At 68.1% G+C, this 17,307-nt stretch carries 19 protein-coding genes and 1 pseudogene; 12 read left to right on the forward strand and 8 right to left on the reverse strand.

Annotation, left to right across the window (positions count from 1 at the left end; genetic code table 11):
- Positions 1-35: 35 nt before the first annotated feature.
- A complete protein-coding gene (locus JOE46_RS17495) occupies positions 36-917 on the reverse strand; it encodes a trans-aconitate 2-methyltransferase (RefSeq protein WP_209927956.1) in 882 nt (293 codons plus the stop codon).
- Positions 918-964: 47 nt separating this feature from the next.
- On the opposite strand from JOE46_RS17495, the gene JOE46_RS17500 reads away from it, so the two are divergent.
- The 7 genes from JOE46_RS17500 to JOE46_RS17530 all read left to right on the forward strand — a co-directional run bounded on the left by JOE46_RS17500 (position 965) and on the right by JOE46_RS17530 (position 8,141).
- Positions 965-1,552 carry a helix-turn-helix domain-containing protein gene (locus tag JOE46_RS17500; RefSeq protein WP_097210695.1) on the forward strand — a complete coding sequence of 196 codons (588 nt, stop codon included), beginning with the start codon at positions 965-967 and terminating at the stop codon, positions 1,550-1,552.
- Positions 1,553-1,674: 122 nt separating this feature from the next.
- Complete coding sequence (locus JOE46_RS17505; protein ID WP_209927957.1) at positions 1,675-2,244, forward strand: M15 family metallopeptidase; 570 nt, start codon at positions 1,675-1,677, stop codon at positions 2,242-2,244.
- Positions 2,160-2,891 carry a phosphatase PAP2 family protein gene (locus tag JOE46_RS17510; protein ID WP_307861298.1) on the forward strand — a complete coding sequence of 244 codons (732 nt, stop codon included), beginning with the start codon at positions 2,160-2,162 and terminating at the stop codon, positions 2,889-2,891. Before JOE46_RS17505 ends, JOE46_RS17510 begins: the two co-directional genes overlap by 85 nt.
- Before the next feature lie 55 nt (positions 2,892-2,946).
- Positions 2,947-3,645, forward strand: coding sequence for a response regulator transcription factor (locus tag JOE46_RS17515; protein WP_097210698.1), 699 nt, complete (start codon positions 2,947-2,949; stop codon positions 3,643-3,645).
- Complete coding sequence (locus JOE46_RS17520; RefSeq protein WP_097210699.1) at positions 3,642-5,036, forward strand: cell wall metabolism sensor histidine kinase WalK; 1,395 nt, start codon at positions 3,642-3,644, stop codon at positions 5,034-5,036. The genes JOE46_RS17515 and JOE46_RS17520 overlap by 4 nt, the downstream gene beginning before the upstream one ends.
- A gap of 81 nt (positions 5,037-5,117) precedes the next feature.
- Positions 5,118-6,626 (forward strand): adenylate/guanylate cyclase domain-containing protein, encoded by a 1,509-nt coding sequence (locus JOE46_RS17525; protein ID WP_209927958.1) that lies wholly within the window; start codon positions 5,118-5,120, stop codon positions 6,624-6,626.
- Between the two features lie 18 nt (positions 6,627-6,644).
- On the forward strand, positions 6,645-8,141 hold the full coding sequence (locus tag JOE46_RS17530; RefSeq protein WP_209927959.1) for an adenylate/guanylate cyclase domain-containing protein: 1,497 nt from the start codon (positions 6,645-6,647) through the stop codon (positions 8,139-8,141).
- A gap of 11 nt (positions 8,142-8,152) precedes the next feature.
- On the opposite strand, the gene JOE46_RS17535 is transcribed toward JOE46_RS17530, so the two are convergent.
- Genes JOE46_RS17535 through JOE46_RS17545 form a run of 3 tightly spaced genes read right to left on the reverse strand, consistent with a single transcriptional unit; the run spans position 8,153 to position 10,381 of the window.
- On the reverse strand, positions 8,153-8,434 hold the full coding sequence (locus JOE46_RS17535) for a transposase (RefSeq protein WP_097210702.1): 282 nt from the start codon (positions 8,432-8,434) through the stop codon (positions 8,153-8,155).
- Between the two features lie 6 nt (positions 8,435-8,440).
- Positions 8,441-9,187 carry a hypothetical protein gene (locus JOE46_RS17540; protein WP_209927960.1) on the reverse strand — a complete coding sequence of 249 codons (747 nt, stop codon included), beginning with the start codon at positions 9,185-9,187 and terminating at the stop codon, positions 8,441-8,443.
- Positions 9,188-9,223: 36 nt separating this feature from the next.
- On the reverse strand, positions 9,224-10,381 hold the full coding sequence (locus tag JOE46_RS17545; RefSeq protein ID WP_209927962.1) for an insoluble domain protein: 1,158 nt from the start codon (positions 10,379-10,381) through the stop codon (positions 9,224-9,226).
- 496 nt (positions 10,382-10,877) lie between these two features.
- On the opposite strand from JOE46_RS17545, the gene JOE46_RS17550 reads away from it, so the two are divergent.
- Both JOE46_RS17550 and rraA read left to right on the forward strand, forming a co-directional pair.
- Positions 10,878-11,276, forward strand: a complete 399-nt coding sequence (locus tag JOE46_RS17550; RefSeq protein ID WP_077044011.1) for a DUF5313 family protein — start codon at positions 10,878-10,880, stop codon at positions 11,274-11,276.
- A 34-nt stretch (positions 11,277-11,310) separates the two neighbouring features.
- On the forward strand, positions 11,311-11,790 hold the full coding sequence (gene rraA, locus JOE46_RS17555; protein WP_097210705.1) for a ribonuclease E activity regulator RraA: 480 nt from the start codon (positions 11,311-11,313) through the stop codon (positions 11,788-11,790).
- A 60-nt stretch (positions 11,791-11,850) separates the two neighbouring features.
- Here rraA and JOE46_RS26545 read toward each other — a convergent pair.
- From JOE46_RS26545 to JOE46_RS17570, 3 genes and pseudogenes are all read right to left on the reverse strand, one after another.
- Positions 11,851-12,279 (reverse strand): annotated as a pseudogene (locus JOE46_RS26545) (L,D-transpeptidase); the annotation flags it as partial.
- Between the two features lie 256 nt (positions 12,280-12,535).
- Positions 12,536-13,963, reverse strand: a complete 1,428-nt coding sequence (locus tag JOE46_RS17565; protein ID WP_209927964.1) for an alkaline phosphatase PhoX — start codon at positions 13,961-13,963, stop codon at positions 12,536-12,538.
- A gap of 261 nt (positions 13,964-14,224) precedes the next feature.
- Positions 14,225-14,815, reverse strand: a complete 591-nt coding sequence (locus JOE46_RS17570; RefSeq protein ID WP_097210901.1) for a TetR/AcrR family transcriptional regulator — start codon at positions 14,813-14,815, stop codon at positions 14,225-14,227.
- Positions 14,816-14,910: 95 nt separating this feature from the next.
- Between JOE46_RS17570 and JOE46_RS17575 the strand changes: the two genes are divergently transcribed.
- The 3 genes from JOE46_RS17575 (at position 14,911) to JOE46_RS17585 (ending at position 17,053) form a co-directional block, all read left to right on the forward strand.
- Positions 14,911-15,318: a VOC family protein gene (locus JOE46_RS17575; RefSeq protein ID WP_097210708.1), complete on the forward strand. Its 408-nt coding sequence runs from the start codon at positions 14,911-14,913 to the stop codon at positions 15,316-15,318.
- Positions 15,319-15,563: 245 nt separating this feature from the next.
- The gene (locus tag JOE46_RS17580) at positions 15,564-16,355 is read left to right on the forward strand and encodes a methyltransferase (protein WP_097210709.1); all 792 of its coding nucleotides are present in this window, start codon (positions 15,564-15,566) and stop codon (positions 16,353-16,355) included.
- Positions 16,356-16,441: 86 nt separating this feature from the next.
- Positions 16,442-17,053, forward strand: coding sequence for a hypothetical protein (locus JOE46_RS17585; protein WP_143548391.1), 612 nt, complete (start codon positions 16,442-16,444; stop codon positions 17,051-17,053).
- Here JOE46_RS17585 and JOE46_RS17590 read toward each other — a convergent pair.
- On the reverse strand, positions 17,050-17,268 hold the full coding sequence (locus JOE46_RS17590; protein ID WP_097210711.1) for an RNA-binding S4 domain-containing protein: 219 nt from the start codon (positions 17,266-17,268) through the stop codon (positions 17,050-17,052). The two genes, JOE46_RS17585 and JOE46_RS17590, sit on opposite strands and share 4 nt — an antisense overlap.
- Between the last annotated feature and the right edge of the window lie 39 nt (positions 17,269-17,307).

The following is a 17,307-nucleotide window of genomic DNA, read 5'->3' on the forward strand; positions in this document are numbered from 1 at the left end:
GCCGAATTCGTGTCCGCATCTCGTCCCCCGGGATCTCAGGGTCGGCGGGCCGCCCAGGCGGTTCGGCTGCCCCGGACGGTCAGGTCGCCGCGGCGCAGGACCGATGCGGGGTGGTCCGCGGCGAGGAGGTGGTCGAGGGTGTCGAGGTCGTCGGCGGCCAACTGGCCGTCGAGGGCGGCGCGGACACGACTCAGGAAGGTGTGTGCGTACCGCCCCGCGCGCTCCGGCATCGGATCCGCGCCGACGGTGCTCGCGTCCACGGTGAAACTGCGCTGCTCGAGGACATCGAATCCGGCCCGCTCCAGGTGCGGCCGCCAGTCCGGGTAGGTGTTCCAGTTCGCCTTGGCCAGGAGCTCGTGGCACCGCGACTCCAGGCCGGGGCGGCCGACGCCGATGTCGTCGGGCAGAAACCGTGGCAGCCCGTCCATTTCGAGGACCACCAGCAGCCCGCATGGGTTCAGCCCCTCGTGCACCCCGCGCAGCACCCGGTCCGGGTCGGCGACCTCGTGCAGCGACGAGGCCGCCCAGGCGACGTCCGCGGAGCCGACCGCGGGCCAGCCGTCGTCCAGGTCGGCCCTGGCGACGCGCAACCGATCGACCACGCCTGCCGCGCGGGCGGATGCCTGGACACGATCGAGCATCACCGCCGACTTGTCGACCGCGATCAGCTGCGATGTCCCGAACCGCCGCGCGAGCGCCAGGCTGCCGGTGCCCGTTCCCGCACCGAGGTCGACGACAGCGCGCGGCGCCTCGGGCGCGTGCCACTGTGCCCATTCCGTCACCTCGTCGAGATACGCGCCGAGCACCTCCGCGTCGAGGTCGAGCATGTCCGCCAGACCCGCCTCGTCATGGTGCCCGTGACCGTGTCCGTGGTGATGGTCGTGTCCATGTCCGTGCTGGTGGGAGTGCTGCGTCATGCCTCCACCCTAAGCACATCCTGCGCATAAGGCATACCATCTTGCTTATGACGCAAGAAGTCACCATGGACGCGATGATCCGGCAGCGCATCCGCGGCCTCCGCCTGGCCAGGGGCTGGTCGCTGGACGCCCTCGCGGCGCGCTGCTTTCTGAGCCCCTCCACCCTGAGCCGCATCGAGACCGGGCACCGCAGGATCGCCCTCGATCAGCTGGTCCCCATCGCCCGGGCCCTCGGCACCACCCTCGACCAGCTGGTCGAATCGGCCGACGACGAGGACGTGGTGATCCGTCCGCAGCCCGAGCACACGCGGGGAGTGACGACCTGGCTGCTCTCCCGCGACCGGGCCCTGCCGGGTGTGACCGTGGCGAAGATGCGCATCACCCCCGAGCGCCCGACCACGGCGGAGCAGCTGGGGGTGCACCCCGGTCGCGACTGGTTCACCGTCCTGTCCGGCACCGCCCGGCTGCACCTGGGCGAGCGAACACTGCTGGTCCAGGCCGGCGAGGCGGCCGAGTTCTCCACCATGGTCCCGCACGCCATCGGGGCTCACGAGGGACCCGTGGAGATCCTCACCATCTTCGACCGCGACGGGGAGCGGGCCCACCTGCACGGCCAGGACGGCGGTCCCGCCTGACCCCGAATCACCCGGCTTCTCACCAGCCCCGTTCCGTCCTGTTACAGAGCTGTTGCAGACCGTGGCACCGTCGACGAACAACGACCACTTCACGGTGACACTGACCGAGCAGTCTCGACTGCATGCCGATCCACCGCAGAATCATCTGCCTCGTCGCGCTCGGAGCGCTCACGCTCGGTGCATGCTCGTTCACCGATTCCGCAAAGCCCAAACGCGGTAACTACCTTGCCACTCAGCCCGATTCGGGACCCGGCGGTGGCGAGATCGAGGACGGCATCCGTCTCGACGACAAGCATGTCCCCGCATTGGCCCGTCTCGACCCCGCGCTTCTCGTGGCGCTGCAGGCCGCGGCCGCCGATGCACAGGCATCCGGGGTGAAAATGCACGTCACGTCAGGTTGGCGGTCCGCCGCATACCAGCAGCGCCTGTTCGACGAGGCCGTGGTCGAGTACGGCAGCGCGAGCGAAGCCGCCAAGTGGGTGCACTCCCCGAGTCGCTCCAAGCACGTCAGCGGACAGGCAGTCGACATCGGACCGACGAACGCAGACGACTGGCTCATCCGGCACGGTGGCGACTACGGCCTGTGCCAGACATACGCCAACGAGATGTGGCACTTCGAATTGGCAACCACCCCGGGAGGGCAATGCCCACCACAACTGAACAATGCTTCGGACGGGCGATCGGAACGCTGACCATGACACATATCAAACCGGCGAGACTGGTTGCCGCACTGGCACTCTTGATCCTCGGAGTCATCGGATTCGGATTGGCCGTCAACACGGGCGGAGGCCAGATAGTCGATCAACAACTCATGGTGGACGCGGCCGCGTTCTCCGAAGACCTCGGGGTGTTCTCTGCCGAGTTCGTCGGCCTCGTCACCCCGATCCTGATAGTGGGAGGGGTGCTCGTGGTACTCATGATCACGTTGCGCAACAACCCGATTGCACTGACACTGCGAGTCGTCGTCGTGACACTCGGCCCCATCACGACGGCCTGGGTTCTCAAACAGTCGCTGGATCGACCGGACCTGAACGGTCTCGTCATGCACAATTCCTTTCCCAGCGGCACGCTCACGGCCATCACTGCCCTTGCTTGCGCAATCGTCCTCGTCACCCCCAACCGGTGGCGGGCCGTCGTCGCCATCAACGGCGCCCTGCTCACAATCGGTACTGCGATCTCGGTGGTCGTAAGGCAGTGGCACCGTCCGAGTGACGTGATCGGCGCGCTACTCCTCGTCGGCTGCTACACCCTCGCCGTTTCCGCATTTCCGTTGAGCACCGCCGCAGCGCGGCACTCGATACTGGCCGACCCCGGCAACGAACGACTCTCGGGAGTGTGACACCTGTACCCTTGGCTGACCGAGATTCCTCCGACCGCAGAAGACCCGGATCATCATGGTGAGCATCCTCTTCATAGAAGATGATCCAGCCGTGGCCGAAGCAATCACGTTGGGACTGAACCGACTCGGGCACGACGTCAGCCATCGCCCGGACGGCAACTGCGACTTCGACGACATCCTCACCACCGCGGACCTCGTCCTGCTCGACCTCGGGCTCCCGGGCGCCGACGGATACGAGATCTGTCGACGCATCCGCACCCGCAGTTCGATTCCGATCATCATCCTGACCGCTCGATCCGACGACATCGACACCGTTGCCGGTCTGGAAGCCGGCGCCGACGACTACGTCGTCAAACCTGCCAGCCCGCGAGTCCTCGACGCACGCATCAAAGCCGTCGTCAGGCGGTCGACGCCCGCAACGCCGCGGGCAGAGGCCGTCCGGGTCGCCGAAACGTTCGGCAACCTGGAGGTCGATCGGTCGTCACTGCAGGTCCGCAAAGCCGGAACCGTGCTGGCCCTGACTCCGACCGAGCTGCGTCTGATCCTCGCTCTGACCGAGAATCCCGGACAGGTCCTCAGCCGACGGCAGTTGTTGTCGGCGGCCTGGGACCAGGAGTACCTGGGTGACTCCCGACTCGTCGACGCGGCGGTGCAACGACTCCGCGGAAAGATCGAGGACGACCCCGCCGAGCCGACCGTCATCGAAACGGTGCGCGGCTTCGGCTATCGCTTCAACCCCAGCTCAGCTCGATGAGACCGGCCTGGCTGCGGATCGACGGCCTGCGGACACGGCTGGTGCTGGTGTTCATCGCCATCGTCGTGATCATCGCCGGAGGAACAGCGGGCGTGGTGTCGCTCATGGCGCGGTCGTGGATCTATTTCAATGCTCAGGATGTGGCAACTGCACAGTTCCGCGACGAACTACAGTCCGTCAACGGCACGCCGGTGGACGGACTGACACCTGCCGGCCTCGCACCGGTCTTCCCATCCGACATGACACTGATCGCCAACGGTGAAGTCGTCCGTCAAGGATCCGTCGATCCGGCGACGATCACATCGGGCTTCGACGACGGCTTGAACAGCACCGGGCTGATCCGCTTCGAGCGGCTCGACTCAGAGCGCATCCTGGTGGGCATGTCCGTGTACGTCATGGACGTGACCGCAGGGGATGGCAACGACGACCAGACACTGGTCAAGGCCGCCGCCATCCGGCCACTGGTGGGAGTACAGGACAAGTTCGACGACCTGCTCCGAGTCGTCGGCATCACCCTCACGGCGGGTGTGTTGGTGAGCGGTCTGCTCGGACTCTGGATCGCGTCGACACTGGTACGTCCGCTGAGGCGTCTGGACGAAGCCGCGGCCCGCGCCGCCGACGGCGAGTTGAGCGTCCGGCTCCCCGAAGACGGGGTGACCGAACTCGCCCAGGTGACAACGACGTTCAACAACATGGTGGCGCGCAACGAAGCGGTTATCAGGGGCCTCGAAGAATCGGAAGAGCAGTCGAGGCGGTTCGTCGCCGACGTCTCCCACGAGCTTCGAACGCCGCTGGCGGCACTGGTTCCGGTCAGCGAAATACTCCGGGAGGAGATCCCCAATCTTCCGCCGGACGCCGGTGCCGCCGCGCGCATCGTGAGCAGTGAGATCGGCAAGCTCACTCGGCTCGTCGAGGATCTCATCGAGATGTCGCGCCACGATTCACAGCAGGCGCATCTCGTCCTCGACGACGTCGATCTCGTCGAACTGACCGAGCGCACCTTGGAGAGCCGCGGCTGGACCGAAACCGTCGAACTGCTTACGCCCGAAAGCATCAGCGCCAGAGTGGATTCGCGCCGGATCGACATAGTGGTCGCCAACCTCGTCGCCAATGCGCTGCGTCACGGAGCGCCCCCCGTGCGCGTCGAATTGAGCGCGGAACCCGGCTACGCCGTCATCACCGTCGTCGACCATGGCCCCGGCATCTCACCGGAAGACAGGCAGGCGATCTTTCGCCGGTTCTACAAGGTCGACACCGCGCGCGGACGCAGCGAGGGTAGCGGACTCGGGCTCTCCCTCGCCGTCGAGAACGTGCACTTGCACGGCGGCAGCATCGGCGTCGACCAGGTGGATGGACGGACGGTGTTCACCGTTCGCCTGCCCGGTCGCTGACCGCCCCCACTCTTCCCCCGCCTCCAGTCGCGGCAACAGTGGTCCTCCCGACAGGGTTGATCCGGCGACTAGCCTGGACCCATGGACCCACCGGGTACCAGGTACGTCGAGCGCGACGGTCACGCGCTTGCCTACCAGGTCGTGGGCGAGGGCGGCGCCGATGTGGTCCTGTTCCTCGAGATCGGCCTGCACCCGGACCTGATGTGGACCGACCCGCACATCCACTACGTCTTCGAGCGCGCCGCGACCTTCAGCCGGATGGTGTATTTCCAGCGCCGCGGCTTCGGACTGTCCGACCCGGTCGACCACGTCCCCACCCTCGAGCAGCAGGCCGACGACGTGCTCGCGGTGATGGACGCGGTCGGTATGCAACGCGCCACCCTCGTGGGCATCGGCAGCACCTGCGGCGCCCTCGCGTTGATCGCGGCCCGCACCCCGGAGCGGGTGACCGGGTTGGTGTTCCAGCAGCCGTTCGTCGAGGGCGCGCTCCGCGAGGGCGCGGAGCTGCCCCGGGGTTGGACCGTCGAGGCACGGGACCGCTTCGTCGACGGGTGGCGGACGGTCTACGACAACTGGGGCTCCGGCGGGGTCATCGCGATGTGGGACCCGACGCAGGACTCGCCGTTCAATCGGCGACTGATGGCGCTGCTCGAACGCTGCTCGGCGACCCCCGCCACCGCCCGCGCGCACCTCGAATGGTTGTTCCGGATCGACTATTTCGATGTGCTCGCCTCCATCCAATGCGAGACGCGCGTACTCCACTCCGCCCGGAGCGCGGTCCCGTTGGCGGCCTCGCAGCACATCGCGGGGGCGATTCCGCACGGCACGCTGCACGTGCTGCCTCCGCTTCCGCCCGGCACCTCGATGGGCCAGGCCTGGATAGAGGTGCTCGATCACATCGAGGAGGTCGCGACCGGGGTCCATCGGACCGTGGACGCCGAGCGCTATCTCGCCTCGGTGATGTTCACCGACATCGCAGGGTCCACCGAGACGCTTGCCCGGATCGGCGACGCCCCCTACCGGGACCTGCGCGCCACGCACGAGCGGCAGATCCGCAACGAGGTCGAGCTGGCAGGCGGCCGGCTCGTAAACGTCGCGGGCGACGGCACGCTCAGCGTGTTCGACGGCCCCGCCGCGGCGGTCCGGTGCGCGCGCCTCGTCTGCCGCCAAGCCGAGGACCTGGGGCTGGGGGTGCGCGCGGGCGTGCACACCGGAGAGATCGAGGGGATCGGAACGGAACTGACCGGCATCACCGTGCACATCGGCGCCCGTATCGGGGCCGCTGCCGGGCCGGGCGAGGTGCTGGTCTCGCGGGCGGTGCGGGACCAGGTGGTCGGCTCCGGCCTCTCGTTCGTCGACCACGGAACGCGCGAACTCAAGGGCGTCCCCGGCCGATGGCGGCTGTTCGCGCTCGCCGCCACCGACGCCCCGGCCGAGTGCGAGCCCTCGACGGCGTCGCGAAAGACCCTGGGTCTCACCTTGCTCGATCGGGCGGTGCTCAGAATGGCCCGCCGCGCCCCGAACGTCCTGCGGGCCGCGGCCGGGATGGCCAACGCACGGCAGCGCCGACTGTCCCGTCGGCCCGACTGACGCGACTAGCCTGGATTCATGGACCCCCCGGGTACCAGGTACGTCGAGCGCGACGGTCACGCGCTGGCTTATCAGGTCGTGGGTGAGCGCGGGGCCGACGTGGCGCTGTTCCTCGAGATCGGCCTGCACCCGGACCTGATGTGGACCGACCCGCACATCCACTACCTATTCGAGCGGACGGCGACCTTCTCGCGCACCGTCTATTTCCAGCGCCACGGCCTCGGACTGTCCGACCCGGTCGACCACGTCCCCACCCTCGAGCAGCAGGCCGACGACGTGCTCGCGGTGATGGACGCGGTCGGCATGCAACGGGCCGCCCTGGTCGGTATCGGCAGCACCTGCGGGCCCCTCGTGCTGGTGGCCGCCCGTGCGCCCGAGCGGGTGACCGGCCTGGTGCTGCAGCAACCGTTCATCGAGGGCATGCTCCGCGACGGCCCGGACATCCCGCACGGCTGGGACCCCGATGCCCTGGCCCGCTACGTCGAGGGCTGGCGGGCCGTCTACGACAACTGGGGCTCCGGCCAGATCATGTCCATGTGGGACCCCAGCCAGGACTCACCGTTCAATCGCAGGCTGCTGGCGCTGCTCGAGCGCTGCTCCGCGCCGCCCGCGACCGCCCGCGCGCACCTCGAGTGGCTGCTGCGGATCGACTGCTCCGACGCCCTGCCCTCCGTCCAGTGCACGACGCGGGTGCTCCATGCGGAGGCGAGTTCGATGCCCGAGGCGGTCTCCCGCTACGTCACCGACTCGATCCCGCACGCCACGCTGCACACGTTGGCGGCCGCGGCACCCGGTTCGTCACTCGGCGAGGCCTGGATACCGATCATCGACCACATCGAGGAGGTCGCGACCGGGGTCCATCGGCCGGTCGACGCCGACCGCCACCTCGCCTCGGTCCTGTTCACGGACATCGCCGGGTCCACCGAGATGCTGGCCCGGATCGGCGACGGCCCCTACCGCGACCTCCGGGCCACGCACGAGCGGCAGGTCCGCAACGAGGTGGAGCTGGCAGGCGGCCGGCTCGTGAACGTCGCGGGCGACGGCACGCTCAGCGTGTTCGACGGCCCGGCCGCCGCGGTCCGATGTGCCCGGATCGTGTGCCGCCAGGCCGAGGAGCTGGGGCTGACGGTGCGCGCGGGCGTACACACCGGCGAGATCGAGGGAATCGGGGCGGACGTGACCGGGATGACCGTGCACGTCGGAGCCCGGATCGGAGCCGCCGCAGGGCCGGGCGAGGTGCTGGTCTCGCGGACCGTCCGGGACCTGGTGGTCGGGTCCGGGCTCTCCTTCGTGGACCGTGGTGACCACGAGCTCAAGGGTGTCCCCGGCCGATGGCGGCTGTATGCACTGGCCACCACCGAGGGCGAGAGCGAGCCGTCCGCCGAACCCCGAAAACAACTGAGCCTCAACATGATCGACCGGGCCGTGTTGCAAACGGCCCGCCGCGCCCCGCACATCCTGCGCGCCGCGGTCGGCATGGCGAACGCCCGGCAGCGGCGCCGCACCCGGCAGTGAGCGGATGTGGATCAGACACCCAGCGAAATGCGCTCGCTCAGTTCGCGATTCGCCTGCCTGAGCCTGCGGACCTCACTCTCGAGGTCCCGGACCCGCTGCGGGAGATCCTCCTCCGACACGACTCGCGGACGGCCCAGCTCGTCATTGACCCAGCGCACCACGGTGTTCGTGTGCGCGCCGACGTCCGCGGCGATGGCGGCGCAACATTCCAGCCGCGACCGGTACTGGTCGCGGGTCTGCTTGTAGGTGTGGATCGCCCAGGTGCGAGTCGAATCCGTGTAGCCGCGGCTCATGCCGGGTCACCTCCCCTCTCGAAGCGTGATGGACGTGATGGCGACCCCGGTCGGCGACCCCGGATCCGCCGCGGTGGTGAAGGTGTGGCGGTAGTGATTCGCACTGTTGTCGGGACGCCGGTCGAACACGTCGACCGCGTACCGACCCTCGCCGATCCGTTTCACGAGCAGGCAATGCGTTGTGCCGAAAGGGATCTGGGAGATTCCCTGCCCGATCTGCTCCGCGGAGGCGACGAGCGCGTTGGGCGCGACATAGCTGCGGGCCCGGACCCCGTCGCGGGCCACGTAGTAAGCGTCCTCGAATCCCGCGATCGCCGCAGCGCCGCGGTCCGACGAGTCGGCCGAGACCACCTCGCCGTCGGCGAATCCGTCGCACCACGTCGCCTCGTCGGCCTCGTCGGACTGGGCCGCGGCGGGCGAGGTGGCGGGCGAGACCGTGCCGTCCGACGATCCCCGGTCGGCCAGCAGCAGCGCGGTCGCCGCCCCGCCCGCGACGACCACCGCGACGGCGGCGGCCAGCGCCACGTCGAACCGGTGCCGTCGCAGCCACCCCGGCTGGGACTGCGGCGGCACCCATCCGGTGTCGATGACCGGCGGCGCACCGTCCTGCGGTTTGTCGAACCAGGCACCGGGTGCGCCGGGGTCGGAGGTGTCCGGTTTCGGGCCGGCGATCGGGACCCACGGGGGCGGGCGACGCTGATCGGACGACGATTCGCCGAATCTGCCGCCCGGCGGCGGTTGTCGTGTGCCCACGATGTCGGACCTCCTGTTGCCGGTGCGCTGGCGACCCTAGACGGCCAGGCCGTCCCGGCCCGCGGCCAACGCCTCGCCGACCATGCCCGCGACGGGGCCGAACGCGTGATTCAGCTCCACCGCGGCGGCGTCGAGTCCGGCGATGACCTGCTCGCCGCCCGGCTGGGCGAGGGTGGCCTCGCGGGCCGCGATCGCCTGGTCGGTGACCTGCTCCGCGAGCTGCGGGGCCGCAACGACCGCATCGACGACGGCGGTGGCCGCGGCGGGCTGCTCCATGGCGAGCCTGGCGTACTCCTCGCCTGCCTGCAGCGTGAGGGCCGCGGCGTCGGGCTCGGTGACGTTCGGGAGGACGAACTCGGTCGGGGTGCCGAGGCTGTCGCCGGCGCCGAAGGCGGTACCCGCTGCACCGCCCGCCACGCCACCCACGACCGCGCCCACCGCTGCCGCCGGGATTCCGGCCGCGGCAGCGCCGATGGCGGCTCCGGCGGCGGTTCCGATGGGGGCTGCTGCGACCCAGCCCAATCCCGGAATGAAGGCGTTGCCGATGCCCACGCCGATGTTCCCGCCGATGGTGCCGCCGATGAGTGCGCCACCGACAGCGAACGGGACACCGGCGGTCATCGCGCCGGTGACGGCGCCGGCCGCCGCCCCACCGACGGTGGCCGCGGCGATGCGGTCACTGCGCTCGGCGTCCACACCGATCGACTTCCAGAACGTGTTGACCTGCGCCTCGATCACCGCGGAGGTGTTGTTCGTCCGGTTCAGGTACTCGTCGGAGAGCCAGTTCGGCTGGTCGGAGACGAAGTCACCGACACGCAGTCGCTCCTTGGGCGCCTCGATGGGGGCCACCACCTCGACCGCGACGGGCAGGTGCAGTTCCTGGAACTGAACCGGTTCGACGGGCTCGGAATACTCGGTGTAGTCGTAGGTGGGCACCGGCCGGGTCGGCAACTCGGCGTACTCGACCGGAGGAGCGATCCAGTAGGTCTTCGGCTCCTCGACGGGCTCGACCTCGGGCGCGGGCTCGGGGGCGGATTCCGCCACCACGCCGGGCTGCTCGGCGTCTGGCACCATCACGCCGGGCTGGGCGAAAGCCGGTCCCGCACAGGTGATCGCGATCGCCAGCGGGATCACACCCACCACCGTCGCGCGCTCGGTGCGCGCGCGATGACGGGCGCCTCTGTGGTGGTTCATGGGTTCTCCTTCGATGTTTCGTGGTGGTGGCACCACCACGTGAGGTCGTGACGGTGCCGACGCGATCCGAGGCCGCAGTGGGCCGCGCGGCACAGCCGCGGATGGATGGCGTGGTTGCTGGGTCAGCGAAGTGGAGAAGAACCGTGTCGGTCGAGAGCACGACGGGTCTGCGCCGAACGGCGCGGGACTCGACAGATGACCTGGTCCGGCGCAGAGCGCGGGACTATTCCCCCGAAATACATATTCCCCCCGGAATACATTGCCTGCCCCTGATCGGAGCCGGTCTCGCTGCGGTGTTGCCTCCGGGGCCGCCACAACAAGCCACCGGTACCCCCGGATGGGAGCAAACCAGAAATTTAGGACACGTACCGGTCGGTCTGCAAGTTGCGGTCCCCGCGACCTCGCCCCGAGCCGGCGGTTTCGGGGCAGGCGTCACCGGACCTTCCGCCACCAAGCGGGCGCTCGGGTCCGGCCAGGGGTGCCTTACCCTATGACCATGCCCGACCAGCGCAAACCCTCCTTCACGCAGTACCTCGGCTACCTGTTCGGCCGCACCCTGCCCGACTCCATGCAGGACTGGGTCCGCAACGACCTGGTGGGCCCCGGCGCCTCGGTGCGCTACGTGCTGCGTTTCACACTGCCGCTGATCCCGCTGTTCCTGGCGTTCTACCTGCTCATCCCCGGCGAGCGATGGATCCCGCTGGCGATGATGGCGCTGTTGCTGTTCCCGGTGCTGTATTTCGCGATCGCGCTGATGAACATCTACCGCAGGCACCGGCTGCTCGCCCACGGCCTGGACCCGGAACTGCTCAACGAGAAGGCGCAGCGGCGGGCGGACAGCACCCGCGACGACTATGAGCAGCGCCACGGCCGCGGAGGGCCCGCGGCGAACTAGGGTGGATGCGTTCAACAGACGAAGGGAAGAACAGATGACTGAGCAGGTAGCCACCGCAGATCTGGCCGACGAGATCGGCCCCGACATCCGCAGCTGTGACACTCAGTTCATCCAAATCGGCGGTCGCGCAGTCTTTTCCGGCCGCATCACCACCATCAAGTGCTTCCAGGACAACCTGCTGGTGAAGCAGACCCTCGGCGAGCCCGGCAACGGCGGCGTGCTCGTGGTCGACGGCGACGCGAGCGTGCACACCGCGCTGGTCGGCGACATCATCGGCGGCAAGGGCGTCGCCAACGGCTGGGCGGGCGTGATCGTCAACGGCGCGGTCCGCGACTCGGCGATCCTGCGCACCCTCGAGATCGGCATCAAGGCCCTCGGCACCAACCCGCGCAAGAGCACCCAGACCGGCTCCGGCGAGAAGAACGTGCCGGTCACCTTCGGCGGCGTCACCTTCAACCCGGGCGAGATGGTCTACAGCGACGACGACGGCGTCGTCGTCCGCGCGGAGGACTGACCACCACAGATCAGCGTGTTCGGCCCGGGTGCGACGATGGTCCGCCCGGGCCGTTCGCGTTCAGTCGACGATGACGACCGTGTCCCCGACCTGCACGTTCTCGTAGAACCACTGCGCGTTCTCCGGGCTGAGGTTGATGCAGCCGTGGCTGACGTTCTCGTAGCCCTGCGAATCGACCGACCACGGCGCGGAATGCACGAAGATCCCGCCCCAGGTGAGCCGGACCGCGAACTCGGTGTCGATCCGGTATCCCTCCGGGGAATCGACCGGGACCCCGTACGTCGACGAGTCCATCACCAGGTACCGGTCCTTCTCGAGCACTTCGAAGGTGCCCAGCGGGGTCTCGTGACCCGGCTTGCCCATCGACGCCGGCATCGTTCGGACCACCTGATCCCCGATGCTGACCGTGAATTGGTGGGTGGAGACGTTCGCGACCGCGGACACCGCGCCGCCCTGCGTCCGCACCATCTGGGCGGCCGATGCGGTGACGCCGCCGAATCCCATGTGCAGCAACAGCATCACGACCGCCGCGACGATGATCCGAACCGGGTATCGAGACCTTCTGCGCTGTGGTGTTGTCCTCATCGCCGCGCCGCCCTTCGAGAAGACGTGACCGACCCATCCAGTGTGGCACCGCGGGACTCGTTGCAACAGTGCCCGGACCCCCGTCACGGGCGGGTGACCGCGACGGGGTCGTGGGGTCTCCAGCTCCCCCTGATCCTCGCCACGGTCACCCATCACACGGTTACGAGCCGAACGGGAGGCCCGTCTTGCGACGCCAGGGCCCGGTGATCGCAAGGACGATTCCTGGCGTCTGGATGTTCGCGTACAGGGTCTTCCCGTCGGCGCTGAACGCCGGACCGCAGAACTCGCTGTCGTTCAGCTCGTTACGGGCGATCTGGAACGGCTGCCCGTCCTCCGTCACGCCGATCAGGTGGCTGATGCCCTCGCCGTCCTCGGCGAGGATCATGCCGCCGTGCGGGGACACGGTGATGTTGTCGGGGCCGTCGTAGTTGCCGGTGTCGACGGACGGGTCCGGGTTCACGCCGAACAGGGTCTTCAGCTCGACGGTCTCGGTGGCGGGGTCGTAGAACCAGACCTGGCCGTCGTGTTCGACCGCGCTGCCGTCGCTGATGCGGGCGAAGCTGGCGACGAAGTAGACCCCGCCATCGCCCCACCACTGGCCCTCCAGCTTGCGGCTGCGGGTGACCTGGTCGTTCGTGAACTGCTTGCGCACCGAGGTGGCTTTCGCGTCGCGGTCGGGGACGTCGACCCACTGCACGCTGTAACGGACGCCCGGCACGGTGGCCTGCGACAGGTCCGGCACGTGGGTGCCGCCGGAGAGGCACTTCATCGCCTGCAGGCTGCCCGCGGTGTCCCCGCCGGGCGACTGGGCGAGGGCGTGCAGCGCGCCGCGGCCGCCGACGAACCCCTGCGGCGGCGTCCACCGGTAGTACAGGCCGTTGGGGCTGGATGCGTCCTCGGTGAGGTAGATGGCACTCGTCGCCGGGTCGACGGCGACCGCCTCGTGCGCGTACCGGCCGAGGAACTTCAGTGGAATCGGGCTCTTGCCGACGTTCGCGGCCTGGCCGGCCGGGTCGACCTCGAAGACGTATCCGTGGGCGAGGGTGAAGCCGTTCGAACCGGCGCGGGCCTCGGTTTCCTCGCAGGTGAGCCAGGTGCCCCACGGGGTGATGCCACCCGCACAGTTGTTCACGGTTCCTGCGACGCTGACGTACTGGCCCTGGCGCGCGCCGTTCGGGCCGACCGTGGCGGTGGTGGTGCCGCCGCGCGCACCCGGGTCGTAGGTGAGGCCGGCGACCACCGGGACACCGAAGGGCTCGTTGCTGCCGACCTCGTGGTTGGTCACGATGCTGGCACCGTTGCCGTTCGCGAACACGCCGTTCGCATCGGGGTCGCTCGGGACCGGCGAACCGTCGTCGAGCAGGGTCTCACCCGAGCGCGAGACGACCGTGTAGGAGAACCCCGCGGGCAGCGACAGGATCTTGTTGGGGTCGGGAACGAGCGGACCGTACCCGGCCGCCTTCCCCGGCACCGCGGCCGCGAGCTGAGGCCGGAACAGGGTGTCGACGCTTCCAGCGAGTGCGACGCCGAGCCCGGTGAGCGCGGTGCGTCCGAGGAACGCCCTGCGGTTGAGTGGTGAGGTGGTCACGTCCGATCCCTTCATCGATGAACAAACGATGACCGGACGCTATTCAGCGCATGGACGTACTTCGTGCATGCTTCGTGTCCTCCCCGTGAACCGGGAGGGAATTACTGACGCCGCGGGTTCACGTCCACGTCACGCGAGGCGAAAATCCAAGGATTCGCGGACAATTCGGACACGCCCACACGGAGCTACCGACCGCGCCGAGTGTGCAGTTGTCGGGGCATCGGCCGAGTGGGACGTGCGGCAGGTGCACACTCGGCGAGGTCAGCGCTGACGCAGGGAGCCCAGCAGACGGTCGAGCGTCGCCAAGGCCGAGTCCCGGTCCCGATCGGGGGTCTCCGACTGTGCCACCCAGAGCACCGCCTCGTTCATCGCACCGGACAGCAGGTGCGCGGCCGGCGCGGCGAGACCCGGACCGATCGTGCCCTCCGTCTGCAACTCGTCGAGCACCTCCTGCAGCAGGCGACCCGAGTTGGCCGCGTCGAGTTCGCGCCAGCGCTGCCATCCGAGCACAGCTGGCGCGTCGATCAACATGATCCGATGGATCCTGGGATCCGACCCGGCGCGAACGAACTCGTGGCAGCCCTCCACGAGGGCGTCCCACAGGTTCCCCGCCCCGGCCGCGGCGTGACTCACCCGCTCGGCGACCTCTCGCTGCACCTGGTCCACGACGGCATCGAACAGCCCGGCCTTGCTGCCGAAGTGGTGGTATACCGCACCCCGGGTGAGGCCGGATTGCTTTGCGACGTCATCGAGTCCAACCGCGCTGAACCCACGGTCGGCGAACATCTCGACGGCCACCGCGAGCAGGGCTCGCGTTGTCGTAGCGGTCTGTTCCTTCTTCGACGGACTCAAGCCCACCCCTTCGATGACCCATTGATACGTACGCAGTGTATGCGTATGTTCAGACACATACATTGTGTACGTATCTATCTTGAACGGAGAGCTACATGGCCACGACGAGCTTCTATCCGGTGATCTGCACGGACGCCGTCGGCGAGTCGGCGGACTTCTTCCGCCGCTGGTTCGACTTCGAGGCGACGTTCGAATCCGATTGGTACGTAAGCCTTCGACGCGAACCCGACCTCGAACTCGCGATCCTCGACCACACCCACGAGACCATCCCCGACGGGCACCGATCGCGCGCGCATGGCCTGATCCTCAATTTCGAGGTCGACGATGTGGACGCCGAGTACGAGCGGCTCGTGACGCTCGGGGGTCGCCGCGCGGTGCTCGACATCCGGACGGAGGACTTCGGGCAACGGCATTTCATCATCGCCGGTCCCGACGGCGTCCTGATCGACGTCATCACGCCGACCCCGCCCACCGCCGAGTTCGAGCAGCAGTACGTCGAGTAGGACCGGTCCGCGTTCAATTTTCATGGACGATGCCGAGCGGGGCGTGCCGTCCATTCGGGCGCCCCGCCGCATCTTCGGGGCCAAACCGTGCCATTGCCAGGGCCTGTCGCAAGTGCACCGATCGCGCGATAGCGCCGCGGACAGAATCCAGACGTGGTAGAACGTGTTCCAGTTTGAGCGTCGCCGGTCCGGCGTCGCCACCTGGAACGTGGCCGAGCAGGCCGCTCGCACGATGAAGGATCTCGATGCACTGGTACACCGGGAACACGGTCTACGACACCGTCCTGACGATCGCGTTCGCCTTCGCGGCGTTCGTCATCGTCGGCGGCTTCTTCGCCCAGAGTTCATACGGTCGATTCAGCTCGACCAACCTCGGGTTCAACCTCAACCCGAAGCTGGGCTGGTGGCTGATGGAGATCCCCGCGACGGTGGTGTTCGCGATCTTCTTCCTGACCGGCCCGAACCGGTTCGAGCCCACCTCGCTGGTGCTCGCCGGGATCTGGCTGCTGCACTACGCGAACCGCGGCTGGTTCTTCCCGCTGTCGATCCGGCAGGTCCCAGGCAAGCGCAGCACCTTCAATGTCTCCGTCATCGGCATGGGCATGCTGGTGACCTGCATGCACGGCTACCTCAACGGCGCCTTCTTCAGCCACGACTACCTGAACCAGTACGGAACCGAGTGGCTGACCGATCCCCGCTTCCTGATCGGCGTGGTGATCTACCTGGGCGGATTCGCGCTGCTGGTGTCGTCCGAGTCGATCGTGCGCAATCTCCGGGACAAGCAGAACCCCGGCGCGACCGAGTACAAGATCCCGTACGGCGGCGGGTTCCGGTTCGTCACCAGCCCGGCGTACCTCGGCGAGCTCATCGCCTGGGCCGGGTTCGCCCTGCTGACCTGGTCGCTTGCCGGCGTCGTCATCTTCCTGATCACCGCGGGCAACCTGATCCCCCGTGCCATCGCGACCCACAAGTGGTACCGCGAGAAGTTCGAGGACTACCCCACAGACCGCAAGGCCCTCGTCCCGATGGTGGTCTGACCGCCGAGCGTGCAGTTGTCGGGACATCGCCCGAGTGGGACGCCGACAACTGCACTCTCGGCCAAGGCGTGCGTCATCATTGGCCAGTGCGAGCCGCCCCGCGTCCGGAGATTCGTCTTCCGATCCGTCCACAGACCGACGACGAGTTCCAGATGCCGACAGCAGCGAAAGGAATCCTGCGCGCACGGAACTACGAGTTGATCCATCCCGCGCCGAACGTGTGCGTTGCACACGGACAGATCACGGCAGAACACCGCAGTACGCATTTTTCATCAGTGCCGGTACTGCCGTTCACGGGACCGGGCTATCCCCGATGGAAGCGCATCACTTGCTTCATCGCCTTTTGGCAAATTGTCGAGTGGAACCGCATCCGTGCGCAGTCACTGTTCCTCTGGGATGAGTGGCCGTTCTGCGATGAATGCCTGCTTCATCGACGGAAGCGCTTCGGATGCTCTCTGCTGGCGATCGTGGCCGGCGTGCTTCTGTTCTGCACGCTTTTCGCGCTCAGAGGTCGAGGCGAGGACGCGCTGATGACGATCGTCTTCTTCAGCTCAGTTGCCGTGTTCTTCGCAGGCCTGTTCACGCTTCCTCAGACCGACAAACTCGCGCACGGCCGCGTCGCCATGGACGGATCCGCTCTCATCGTGTCGAATCCACACCCCGACTTCGAGGGCGCGGTCGCTCAAACGACCCCCTAGCGCGAGACCCGCACGCTGATCCCACCGATCTCCACCACGTCGCCCTCGTGCAGCTGGCGGCCACGTCGGACCTCTTCCTCGCCGTTCACGCTGACCAGACCGTCGGCGATGACGGACTTGGCATCGGCGCCTGATTCGATCAGGTTCGCCAGTTTGAGGAACTGGCCGAGGCGGATCGACTCGTCGCGGATCGGTACATCTTGGGGCGCAGGCACTCGCTCATCATCCCCCACACCGACGGAGAACCCTTCACA

Origin of the sequence: Rhodococcus sp. PvR099, from assembly GCF_017833315.1 — a bacterium.
GTDB classification, from domain to species: Bacteria; Actinomycetota; Actinomycetes; order Mycobacteriales; family Mycobacteriaceae; genus Rhodococcus_G; species Rhodococcus_G oryzae.